This window comes from Mesorhizobium sp. M7A.F.Ca.MR.176.00.0.0 (assembly GCF_004023165.1).
Lineage (GTDB): Bacteria > Pseudomonadota > Alphaproteobacteria > Rhizobiales > Rhizobiaceae > Mesorhizobium.
In genome coordinates this window covers 50,886-62,075 of sequence record NZ_RZTC01000030.1, presented here as the reverse complement: position 1 = coordinate 62,075, position 11,190 = coordinate 50,886, and the positions used below count along the sequence as shown (strand labels likewise).

Annotated in this window: 11 protein-coding genes; 6 read left to right on the top strand and 5 right to left on the bottom strand. The window is 63.4% G+C overall.

Annotation, left to right across the window (positions count from 1 at the left end; translation table 11 throughout):
* Positions 1 to 104: 104 nt before the first annotated feature.
* Positions 105 to 509: a cupin domain-containing protein gene (locus EOB59_RS12885; RefSeq protein ID WP_127270638.1), complete on the bottom strand. Its 405-nt coding sequence runs from the start codon at positions 507 to 509 to the stop codon at positions 105 to 107.
* A gap of 142 nt (positions 510 to 651) precedes the next feature.
* Between EOB59_RS12885 and EOB59_RS12880 the strand changes: the two genes are divergently transcribed.
* The 4 genes from EOB59_RS12880 to EOB59_RS12865 are packed head-to-tail and all read left to right on the top strand — an operon-like array spanning position 652 to position 4,533.
* The gene (locus EOB59_RS12880) at positions 652 to 1,443 is read left to right on the top strand and encodes an ABC transporter ATP-binding protein (protein ID WP_127272369.1); all 792 of its coding nucleotides are present in this window, start codon (positions 652 to 654) and stop codon (positions 1,441 to 1,443) included.
* Between the two features lie 48 nt (positions 1,444 to 1,491).
* Positions 1,492 to 2,370: an ABC transporter permease gene (locus EOB59_RS12875; protein WP_128288488.1), complete on the top strand. Its 879-nt coding sequence runs from the start codon at positions 1,492 to 1,494 to the stop codon at positions 2,368 to 2,370.
* A complete protein-coding gene (locus EOB59_RS12870) occupies positions 2,367 to 3,521 on the top strand; it encodes an ABC transporter permease (RefSeq protein ID WP_128288487.1) in 1,155 nt (384 codons plus the stop codon). The genes EOB59_RS12875 and EOB59_RS12870 overlap by 4 nt, the downstream gene beginning before the upstream one ends.
* A 40-nt stretch (positions 3,522 to 3,561) precedes the next feature.
* On the top strand, positions 3,562 to 4,533 hold the full coding sequence (locus EOB59_RS12865; protein ID WP_013894623.1) for an ABC transporter substrate-binding protein: 972 nt from the start codon (positions 3,562 to 3,564) through the stop codon (positions 4,531 to 4,533).
* A 45-nt stretch (positions 4,534 to 4,578) separates the two neighbouring features.
* On the opposite strand, the gene EOB59_RS12860 is transcribed toward EOB59_RS12865, so the two are convergent.
* Positions 4,579 to 5,037: an Lrp/AsnC family transcriptional regulator gene (locus EOB59_RS12860; protein WP_128288486.1), complete on the bottom strand. Its 459-nt coding sequence runs from the start codon at positions 5,035 to 5,037 to the stop codon at positions 4,579 to 4,581.
* A gap of 125 nt (positions 5,038 to 5,162) precedes the next feature.
* Between EOB59_RS12860 and EOB59_RS12855 the strand changes: the two genes are divergently transcribed.
* Positions 5,163 to 6,446, top strand: a complete 1,284-nt coding sequence (locus EOB59_RS12855; protein WP_128288485.1) for a cystathionine gamma-synthase family protein — start codon at positions 5,163 to 5,165, stop codon at positions 6,444 to 6,446.
* A 138-nt stretch (positions 6,447 to 6,584) separates the two neighbouring features.
* Positions 6,585 to 7,028, top strand: coding sequence for a CHRD domain-containing protein (locus EOB59_RS12850; protein ID WP_127331154.1), 444 nt, complete (start codon positions 6,585 to 6,587; stop codon positions 7,026 to 7,028).
* A gap of 50 nt (positions 7,029 to 7,078) precedes the next feature.
* On the opposite strand, the gene EOB59_RS12845 is transcribed toward EOB59_RS12850, so the two are convergent.
* From EOB59_RS12845 to EOB59_RS12835, 3 genes are all read right to left on the bottom strand, one after another.
* Positions 7,079 to 8,728 (bottom strand): thiamine pyrophosphate-binding protein, encoded by a 1,650-nt coding sequence (locus tag EOB59_RS12845; protein ID WP_128288484.1) that lies wholly within the window; start codon positions 8,726 to 8,728, stop codon positions 7,079 to 7,081.
* Positions 8,725 to 9,900, bottom strand: a complete 1,176-nt coding sequence (locus tag EOB59_RS12840; protein ID WP_128288483.1) for a CaiB/BaiF CoA-transferase family protein — start codon at positions 9,898 to 9,900, stop codon at positions 8,725 to 8,727. The genes EOB59_RS12845 and EOB59_RS12840 overlap by 4 nt, the downstream gene beginning before the upstream one ends.
* A gap of 99 nt (positions 9,901 to 9,999) precedes the next feature.
* Entirely contained in the window at positions 10,000 to 10,932 is a 933-nt protein-coding gene (locus EOB59_RS12835; RefSeq protein ID WP_127809971.1) for an alpha/beta hydrolase, read from the bottom strand.
* Positions 10,933 to 11,190: the final 258 nt, after the last annotated feature.

Genomic DNA, 11,190 nt, shown 5'->3' with positions numbered 1-11,190 from the left:
CTTCTCCCCGTCACTATACGGGGAGAAGTGCCCGGCAGGGCGATGAGGGGCAGCGCAAACCTCGGGCAATTGACCGGTGGGATCCTAGCCCGTCGATGCTGGCCTCACGCGACCAGTGCATCCAGTTCCGGCAGCAGGACGACGCTTTCCTGTTCGTTGGGATCGGTGCGCGCAATGACGGCCGAAGACGGAGCGCTGCTCAGATTGGCCGGCAGATGCGGCACGCCGGCGGGAATATAGAAAAGGTCGCCGGCCTTGACCACGATATGATGCTCGAGCCGGTCGCCGTACCAGGTGTGGACTTCGCCGGAGAGCACATAGATCGCCGTCTCGTGGCTCTCATGCATATGTGCCTTGGCGCGGGCGCCGGGCGGCATGGTGAGCATGTGCATGCAGATGCCGGAGGCGCCGACGGTCTCGGCGGCGATGCCGGCGAAATAGGTCAATCCCTGCTTGCCTTCATAAGTGCTTTCAGGGCGGATAAGATGACAAGTGGGTTTGGGCGACATCGGGGAAACTCCGGGCGTCGATCGAGTGGGACAAGGTCAATGGGACAGGGCCAAATGGGACAGGGTAAGTGGAAAACAACATCGCGATAAAAGCAATCGGATTCCAGCCGCCGCAGGGACGGAAACAGGCAGGCGGCAGCCGATGACGGGGACTTCGCCAGCCGTCGTCGCGGCAAGCAAACTCGGACTGACCTTCCAGACCAATGACGGGCCGGTGCAGGCGTTGTCAAACGTCGATCTCACCATCGGCAAGGGGGAGTTCGTCTCCTTCATCGGCCCTTCGGGCTGCGGCAAGACCACGCTGCTGCGCGTCATCGCCGATCTGGAGAAGCCAACCTCGGGGACGATTTCGGTCAATGGCATGACAGCAGAGCAGGCGCGCGAGAAACGCGCCTATGGCTATGTTTTCCAGGCCGCCGCGCTGTTTCCGTGGCGGACGATCGAGCGCAATGTCGGGCTGCCGCTGGAGATCATGGGCCTGTCCAAGGCGGAGCAAGGCGAGCGTATCAAGCGCACGCTCGAGCTCGTCAACCTCTCTGGCTTCGAGAAGAAATATCCCTGGCAGCTCTCGGGCGGCATGCAGCAGCGCGCCTCGATTGCCCGTGCGCTGGCCTTCGATGCCGACCTGCTGCTGATGGACGAGCCGTTCGGCGCGCTGGACGAGATCGTGCGCGACCATCTCAACGAGCAATTGCTGGAATTGTGGGGACGCACCAACAAGACCATCTGCTTCGTCACCCACTCCATTCCGGAGGCCGTCTATCTGTCGACGCGCATCGTCGTCATGTCACCGCGGCCGGGCCGCGTCAGCGACATCATCGAATCGACGTTGCCGAGAGAGCGGCCGCTCGACATCCGCGAGACGCCGGAGTTTCTGGCGATCGCGGCGCGCGTCCGCGACGGGCTGCGGGCAGGGCACAGCTATGATGATTGAGCGCCGGCAAGCGAGCGGCCACCCACGCCTCGCCGGCGAGGCCTGCTGATGGACACCTTCCGCGACAAACTCATCCCCGTCACCTCGGTCCTCGCTGGGGTGGTCGTGCTCTGGTATGCCTTCGCCGTCATCCTCAACGCGCCGTTCCAGCGCGATCTCGACCGTCGCGCCGGTGAGACCTCCACGTTCAGCGAACTCGTCGGCAAGACGCTGTCGCAGCCGAAGCCGACATTGCCGGCGCCGCATCAGGTGGCGGTGAATTTCTTCGAGAACACCTTCCTGCGGCCCATCACCTCGAACCGCAGCCTCGTCTACAATGCCTGGGTGACGCTGTCGTCGACGCTGCTCGGCTTTGCCTTCGGCACGGCGCTCGGCATCATCATTGCGGTCGGCATTGTCCATGTGGCGACGCTCGACCGTAGCCTGATGCCATGGATCATCGCCTCGCAGACCATTCCCATCCTGGCGGTGGCGCCGATGATCATCGTCGTGCTGGGGGCGATCGGCATCAGCGGCCTGATCCCGAAGGCGATGATCTCGACCTATCTGTCGTTCTTCCCGGTGACTGTCGGCATGGTGAAGGGGCTGCGCTCGCCCGAGATCATGCATCTCGACCTGATGCACACCTACAATGCCAGTCGTGCGCAGACCTTCTGGAAGTTGCGCGTGCCGGCCTCGGTGCCGTTCCTGTTCACATCGATGAAGGTGGCGGTCGCGGCAAGCCTGGTCGGCGCCATCGTCGGCGAACTGCCGACCGGCGCTGTCGCCGGCATCGGCGCCAAGCTTTTGGCTGGCGCCTATTACAGCCAGTCCATCGACATCTGGTCGGCGCTGGTCGCCGGTTCGGTGGTGGCCGCACTTCTGGTCATGGTTGTCGGCATTGCCGGGCGCCTCGTCGACCGCGCCATGGGCGGGAGGCCGGCATGAACTGGCTGAAACCCTCCTGGCAGGCGGTGTTGGCGATCGTGCTGTGCCTGATCGCGGTCGCGCTCGGCCCGATCGCCGCGCCGAAAGTCGATGCGCTGGCGCAGCCTGCAGGGACGTTGATATATCCCTATGCGGCGACGACCTGGCTGATCTTCGGCGTGCTGCTTCTCGCCGCTTTGATCTCGATGACCAGAATACCGTCCGTCGTCGAAGCGGTTGTGCTTTTCATCGGCGCGCATCTGACCGCCTGGCTGCTGATTGGCGGCATCACCGGTTTCGAGGGCCTGGCGCGGGCGCCCTATTTCCTGCTGCTCACGGGTGCCTGGCTGCTTGGCTGGCGCTGCGTCGCCGTCCTGTCGGGCCTTCGCCCGATGGCAAGCTGGGCGCGGACCGCGTTGCGCCTGATCATCCCGGCCATCTTCGGCGCCTGGATACTGATCATCTGGGAAGCGGTGACGCGCGGGGCCGGCATTCCCTTCATCCTGTTGCCGCCGCCAAGCGCAATCGGCGCGCGCATCGCCGGTTCGCTGCCGGTGCTCGGCGCGGATGTCCGGCAGACCATCTTCAAGGCGGTGATCTTCGGCTATGTGGTGGGCAGCGGCGCCGGCTTCATCACCGCAATCCTCGCCGACCGTGTGCCGTTCCTGCGGCGCGGGCTCTTGCCTATCGGCAACATGGTCTCGGCGCTGCCGATCATCGGCGTCGCCCCGATCATGGTGATGTGGTTCGGCTTCGACTGGCAGTCCAAGGCGGCTGTTGTCATCATCATGACTTTCTTCCCGATGCTGGTGAACACGGTCGCCGGTCTGGCCGCCTCCGGCCATATGGAGCGCGACCTGATGCGCACCTATGCGTCGGGCTACTGGCCGACGCTGCTGAAGCTCAGGCTGCCGGCCGCCGCTCCCTTCATCTTCAACGCGCTGAAGATCAACTCGACGCTGGCGCTGATCGGCGCCATCGTCGCCGAGTTCTTCGGCACGCCCGTCGTCGGCATGGGCTTCCGCATCTCGACCGAGGTCGGGCGGATGAACATCGACATGGTCTGGGCCGAAATCGCAGTTGCAGCACTTGCGGGTTCGGTCTTTTATGGCGTGGTCGCTCTTGTCGAAAGAGCCGTCACGTTTTGGCATCCCTCTGTCCGTGGTGGATAGGGGCGGTGGGTTTAGGGCACTAACTTCAGAGGGTAAAAAAATGAAAAGACTGATTATTCCCGTTCTGGCCGGCGCGATGTCGCTCGCCGCGTTCCAGGCAATGGCCGCCGACAAGGTGACGTTGCAGCTGAAATGGGTCACGCAGGCTCAGTTTGCCGGCTACTATGTCGCCAAGGCCAAGGGTTTCTATGAGGCCGAAGGTCTCGACGTCGACATCAAGCCGGGCGGTCCCGATATCGCGCCCGAGCAGGTGATCGCCGGCGGCGGCGCCGATGTCATCGTCGACTGGATGGGCGGTGCGCTGGCCGCCCGCGAAAAGGGTGTGCCGCTGGTCAACATCGCCCAGCCGTTCAAGAAGGCAGGCATGGAGCTGGTCTGCCCGAAGGACGGCCCGATCAAGACCGAAGCCGACTTCAAGGGTCACACGCTCGGTGTCTGGTTCTTCGGCAACGAATATCCGTTCTACGCCTGGATGAACAAGCTCGGCCTCAAGACCGACGGCGGCCCGGACGGCGTCACCGTCTTGAAGCAGAGCTTCGACGTGCAACCGCTGATCCAGAAGCAGGCGGATTGTATCTCGGTCATGACCTACAACGAGTACTGGCAGTTGATCGACGCCGGCTACAAGCCCGAACAGCTGACCGTGTTCAACTACTCGGCCATGGGCAACGACCTGCTTGAGGACGGGCTCTATGCGTCGGAAGACAAGCTCAAGGACCCGGCCTTCGAAGACAAGATGGTGCGGTTCGTGCGCGCCTCGATGAAGGGCTGGAAATACGCCATCGACAACAATGACGAAGCCGCTGGCATCGTCATGGACGGCGGTGGCCAGGACGAGAACCACCAGAAGCGCATGATGAGCGAAGTCGCCAAGCTGATCGACAATGCCGACGGCAAGCTCGACCCGGCTACCTACGAGCGCACCGCCAAGGCGTTGCTCGACCAGAAGATCATCACCAAGGAGCCGACTGGCGCCTACACCACCGCCATCACCGACAAGGCGGTCAAGTAAGCCTACTGCGCATGATCTTGAGACGCGGCGCCACCGGCAGAAATGTCAGAGGCGCCGTTCCTTTATGGTGTTCATGACGAGGCTGGTCTCGATCGAGGCGACGCATTTCAGCCGCGCGATCTTTTCCTTGATGAAGCGCTCGTATTGTTCGAGGCTTCCCGTCACTACTTTCAGCACATAGTCGCGCGAACCGGTGACGAGGTGGCATTCCAGCACCTCGTCCCAGCCGCGGATCGCGTCCTCGAACATCACGATCTCGTCCTCGTTCTGGCGGCTGAGCCGGATGGTGGCGATGGCGACCATGCTCCAGCCGAAGGCTGAGGGATCGACCAGCGTGGTGTAGCCCCTGATAATTCCGGTTTCCTCCAGCCGCCGCACCCGCCTCAGGCAGGGCGATGGCGACAGGCCGATCCGCTCGGCAAGCTCATTGTTGGTGATGCGGGCGTCGGCCTGCAGTTCGCGCAGGATTTTCAGGTCGAAATCGTCGGCTATCTTCTGCTGCACTTTCGGTCTCTCTGGGCAATTTGTTGCGGGAATGCAGCCATGCGAGCCCAAAAATAGCAAGGACCGGCGGAACGGGATCGCATAAATTGCCGTTCACTATTTCACTCGAACAGGCAGGAAAGATCATGACCGCGCCACGCCCGTCGAAAACCCATATCGGCAACCACAAGCTCCACCCGGAGACGCTGATGCTGAGCTATGGCTTCGATCCGCAGCTTTCGGAGGGCGCGGTCAAGCCGCCGGTGTTCCTGACCTCGACCTTCGTGTTCAAGTCGGCGGAAGAAGGACGCGACTTCTTCGATTACACCTCCGGCCGTAAGGAGCCGCCGAGCGGCACGGCGTCTGGCCTTGTCTATTCGCGCTTCAACCATCCCAACAGCGAGATCGTCGAGGACCGTCTGGCAATCTATGAAGGGACGGATGCCTGCATCCTGTTTTCATCGGGCATGTCGGCGATCGCCACCACGCTGCTCGCCTATATCAGGCCGGGCGACGTCATCCTTCATTCGCAGCCGCTTTACGGCGGCACCGAGACGCTTCTGACGCGCACGCTCTCCGGTTTCGGTATCGGCGCGGTCGGTTTCGCGGACGGCGTCGACGAGACGGCGGTGCGCTCCGCCGCCGATGCGGCCGTCGCGAAGGGCCGCGTGTCGGTCCTCCTGATCGAGACGCCGTCAAACCCGACCAACAGCCTGGTCGACATCGCGCTGATGCGCAAGATCGCCGACGAGATCGGCGCGAGCCAAGGGTCGACGCCGATCGTCGTGTGCGACAACACGCTGCTCGGCCCGGTGTTCCAGCGGCCCATCGAACATGGCGCCGACGTGTCCGTCTATTCGCTGACCAAATATGTCGGCGGCCATTCCGATCTCATCGCGGGCGCCGCCATGGGCAGCAAGGCGGTCACCAAGCCGATCAAGGCGCTGCGCGGCGCGATCGGCACGCAGCTCGACCCGCATTCCTGCTGGATGCTTGGCCGCTCGCTGGAGACGCTGTCGATCCGCATGGAGCGGGCCAACGACAATGCGCGCCTGGTCGCCGAATTCCTGCGCGACCATGCCAAGGTCGAGAAGGTGCATTACCTTCCGTTCCTGGGCGAGGAAACGCCGGCTGGCCGCACCTACAGGGCGCAATGCACTGGTGCCGGCTCGACCTTCTCCTTCGATATCAAGGGCGGCGAGAAGGCGGCTTTCGCCTTTCTCAACAACCTGCAGATCTTCAAGCTGGCGGTGAGCCTGGGCGGAACGGAATCCTTGGCCAGCCACCCCGCGGCCATGACCCATTCGGGCATACCCTTCGAGGTGCGCGAACGCATCGGCGTGCTGGAGACCACGGTCAGGCTGTCGATCGGCGTGGAGCACCCGGATGATCTGATCGCCGACCTGACGCAGGCGCTGGCAGCCGTCTGACGCCGCCGGTAGCGCGCGGTCCATTAGTCTGCACGTAAGTGTTACTCGCGCGCAGCCATTCGCTCTTATAAGCCTTGTGCCGATACATCCGCGCGCCGGGGAGCCGTGGCTGGATGTCATCAGCAAACGGAGATTCTCATGCGTATCCAATCCTTGGCGCCGATGCTTTCGGCACTGGCCATCTCGGTGTCTTTCCTTACGGCAGCGCCGGCCCTGGCCGAGACGGTGAAGCTGAAAGCGACGCTCGACGGCGCCCAGCAGAACCCGCCGGTGACCACGAAAGGCAAGGGCACCGCAGCTCTTACCTTCGACACGGCCACGAAGAAACTCAGCTGGAACGTCAAGTATTCCGGCCTCAGCGGGCCGGCGACCGCCGGGCATATTCACGGCCCAGCAGCGATGGGTGAAAACGCCGGGGTGGCGATCCCGTTCAAGGGCAAGCTCAAGAGCCCGATCAAAGGGTCGGTCGTGCTGACCGACGCGCAGGCCGCCGACCTGATGGCCGGCAAGGACTATGTCAACGTGCACACGGCAGCCAACAAGGACGGCGAAATCCGTGGCCAGGTCGAGGCCGCGAAATAGCGCAAGCCGCATGACAAAAAGGGGCGGGCGACCGCCTCTTTTTGTTTGGACTACGCCTTGTCGCGTATCTGCGTCATCGTCTTGGTCGGTGTGATCGCTTCGGGGTCGAGGCGGATTTCCACGATCGCCGGCTTGCCGCTGGCGCGGGCACGTTCGAAGGCGGGAGCGAAATCGGCGGTCTTGTCGACCGTTTCGCCATGGCCGCCATAGGCGCGGGCCAAGGCCGCGAAATCGGGGTTCTTGAGATCGGTGGCGACGACGCGGCCGGGATATTCGCGCTCCTGGTGCATGCGGATGGTGCCGTAGATGCCGTTGTTGACGACGACCACAATGATAGGCAGGTCATACTGCACGGCGGTGGCGAATTCCTGCCCGTTCATCAGGAAGCAGCCGTCGCCGGCGAAAGCGACCACGGTGCGCTCCGGGAACAGCTCCTTGGCGGCGACGGCCGCAGGCGTGCCATAGCCCATCGAGCCTGACGTCGGCGCACCTTGAGTGGCGAAGCGGCGGAAGCGGTGGAAACGATGCACCCAGGTGGCGTAGTTGCCGGCGCCGTTGGTGAGGATGGCGTCGTCGGGCAACATCTTTTCGAGGTAGTTCATGATCGGCCCCATCTGGACCGAGCCGGGGCCGCCTTCCGGTGGCGTCGACCAGTCGAGATAGGCGGCATGCAGCTTTGGCGTTTCGGCTGCCCAGACGGGTGCGGAGGCCGGCTTGCGCCTGGCGAAAGCGTCGATGAAGGCGGACGGCGAGGCGTTGATCGCCAGTGTCGGCCTGTAGACGCGGCCGAGTTCGCCGGCGTCGGCATGGATATGCACCAGCGTTTGGTCGGGGTAGGGGCTTTTCAGCAGCGTGTAGTCCGAGGAGGGCATTTCGCCCATGCGGCCGCCGATCAGCAGCACGAGATCGGCCTGCTTGATCGCTGTCGCCAGCTTCGGATTGATGCCGATGCCGACATCGCCGGCATAGTTCGGATGCAGATGATCGAACAGCATCTGGCGGCGGAAGGAGCAGCCGACCGGCAGCGACCAGGCCTCGGCGATCGTGCGCATTTGTGCAACCGCCTCGGCGTCCCAGCGCGTGCCGCCGAGGATGACGAACGGCCGCTTGGCCTTAGCCAGCAGCTTTTCCAGCGCATCGAGCTCCGCTTCGCCGGCCCGTGTTTCCACCGGCGTGTGCGGCAAGGCGATGGGCGCCTCGACGATGCTGGTCAGCATGTCTTCCGGGAGCGAGATCACCACCGGGCCGGGGCGGCCTGACGTCGCCACAGCGAAAGCGCGGGTGACGAATTCGGGGATGCGCGAGGCGTCGTCGATCTCGACCACCCATTTGGCGATGTCGCCAAAGAACCTCTTGTAGTCCACCTCCTGGAACGCTTCGCGCTCCTTGGCGTGGCTGGCGACCTGGCCGATGAACAGGATGACTGGTATCGAATCCTGCATGGCGATGTGGATGCCAGCCGAGGCGTTGGTGGCGCCGGGGCCGCGGGTGACGAAGCAGATGCCGGGCTTGCCGGTCAGGCGGCCGTGGCAATCGGCCATCATCGCGGCACCGCCTTCCTGGCGGCAGACGATGGTGCGGATCGCAGAGTCGTGCAGCGCGTCGAGCACTGCCAGATAGGATTCACCCGGCACGCAATAGATGCGGTCGGTGCCATTGGCTTCGAGCGCGTCGACGATGAGTTGTCCGCCGGTCTTCATTGTCCAGACTTCTCCAGTTCGGCAAGGATTTCTTGCGTGTGCTCGCCCAGGCGTGGCGAGGGGCGCTCATAGACCAGCGGCGTGCCGGACATCACCATCGGCGCACGCACCGAAGGCAGAAGATTGCCATGGCCGTCGTCGAGATCGAGCCGCATGCCGCGCGCGATGGTCTGCGGATCGGCAAACATCTGGCCGATCGTGTTGATCGGGCTCGCCGGCACGCTGGCCGCTTCCAGCTTGGCCAGCAGCGGATCGCGGTCAAAAATCTTCAGCGCCTCGATCATGCGCTCGCGCAGCTTGACCCGGTTGGCGACCCGGGCAGGATTGGTGGCGAAGTCGGGATTGGCAGGCAGGTCGTCCAGTCCGACAGCGGCGCAGAATTTGGCGAACTGGCCGTCATTGCCGACCGCCAGGATGATGTGCCCATCCCGGACCGGCACAACCTCATACGGGGCGATGTTCATGTGTGCGTTGCCCATCTGCACCGGCGATTGGCCGGAGACGAGATAGTTCAAATTCTGGTTGCCGAGGGCCGAGATCTGGGTGTCGAAAAGCGCCATGTCGACGTGCTGGCCTTCGCCGGTCTGCTCGGCATGGCGCAGTGCTGCCTGGATGGCGATGACCGAATAAAGGCCGGTGAAGATGTCGGAGATGGCGACGCCGGCCTTTTGCGGCTCGCGGCCGACCTCGCCGGTGATCGACATCATGCCGGCCATGGCCTGGATGATGAAGTCGTAGCCGGCGCGCGGCGCATAGGGTCCGTCCTGGCCGAAGCCGGTGATCGAGCAATAGACGAGGCGCGGGTTGATCTGGCGCAGGCTGTCATAGTCGAGGCCGTATTTCTTCAGGCCGCCGAGCTTGAAGTTCTCGATCAGCACGTCCGAGGTGGCGACCAGCCGGCGCACGGTCTCGGCGCCTTCCGGTGTCGAGAAATCGATGGCGATGGAGCGCTTGCCGCGATTGCAGGAATGATAATAGGCGGCCGACAGGTTCTCGCCGTCCTTGCCCATGACGAAGGGTGGCCCCCATTTGCGGGTGTCGTCGCCGCCATCGGGGCTTTCGACCTTGATGACATCGGCGCCGAGATCGGCAAGCAACTGCCCGGCCCATGGCCCGGCAAGGATGCGGGCGAGTTCGACGACGCGGACGCCTTTCAGCGGGGGCTCAGCCATGAATCACCGTGATTGCCGCAATCACCGTGATTGCTGCGAAACCAGAGCCTCTATCAAGCCCTGCAACGGCTGTCACGGCTCTTGCAATGGGCCAATCCGTCACGCTTTGAGGACTTCGTCGGCCCAAATGGCGAAATCATCCATGATGATGTCGCGATTCACCTCGTTCAGGCTTTCGTGGCGGGTGTCGGCGTAAACCTTTGAAACCAGATTCGAAAAGCCCATGGCGCGCATGCGGCTGGCAAGATGCGTGATCCCTTTGCCATAATCCGAGGCGGGATCCTTTTCGCCACCGACGATGCTGACGGGCAGGTCGCGTCGGATACCGGCAAAGCCGGCATCCTTGCCGCCGTTCAGCGCCATGCCGACGACGTCGCGCCACATCGATACCGAGGCATCCCAGCCGCAGAGCGGATCGGCAATGTATTTCGCCACTTCCGCCTCATCTCGCGACAGCCAGTCGAACAATGTGCGGTGATTGGGCACCGCTTTGCCCCAGGCCTGGAAGGTGAGCTTCGGCAACAGACGCGATGGCACGTCGGAGCCGAGCCGCATTCTCTCCCAGGCAAGGACGCCCAGCGCCACCTGCCCGAGCAGGCCTTGGGAGAAATTGCCGTTCCAGATCGCGGCGGCATGGACGCGTGGCGAATGACTTAAAAGGAAATTCAACGCCACGGATGCGCCCATCGAATGACCAAACAGGATGACCGGTCTGTTTGGCTGTTCGCTGGCGATGAGGTCATGGATGGCGCCGACGTCGGCGATCACCTTGGCCGGGCCGTCCCTGTCGGCGAACCTGCCGAGCGGCGTGTTGGGCGCCTTGGTCGCGCCATGGCCGCGATGATCGTGGACATAGACGTGGAAGCCGCGGGAGCCAAGATAATCGGCAAAGCGGGCATAGCGCGCTGCGTGCTCGGCCAGCCCGTGATTGATCTGGACGACGGCGCGTGCCCGGCCATCGGCCTGCCTGACGAAAAGATTGAGATCGGCACCGGTCGGCGAGGCAACCACGCGCTGCTGGCTGAATGACATGCCGCCTGGTCCGCCCTTGCATTATCGTCGCTGGCTTTGTTTGCGCCGGCCCACATTATGCGTCAATCCGGCAAACCCGCTTTTCGCGACGATGTTTCTTGCGTTTGGCCAGCAAAATATCGCAATTCTGACATGGAGACAGCTTCAGTCTGTCGCCCACTTGTCCAGCCGGGGATTTTCCATGCGAAGTGCTGTCATTTTCGGATTGGCCATGCTGGCGGCGTCGCTGGCCGGGGCGGCGCGTGCCGACGTCAAGAT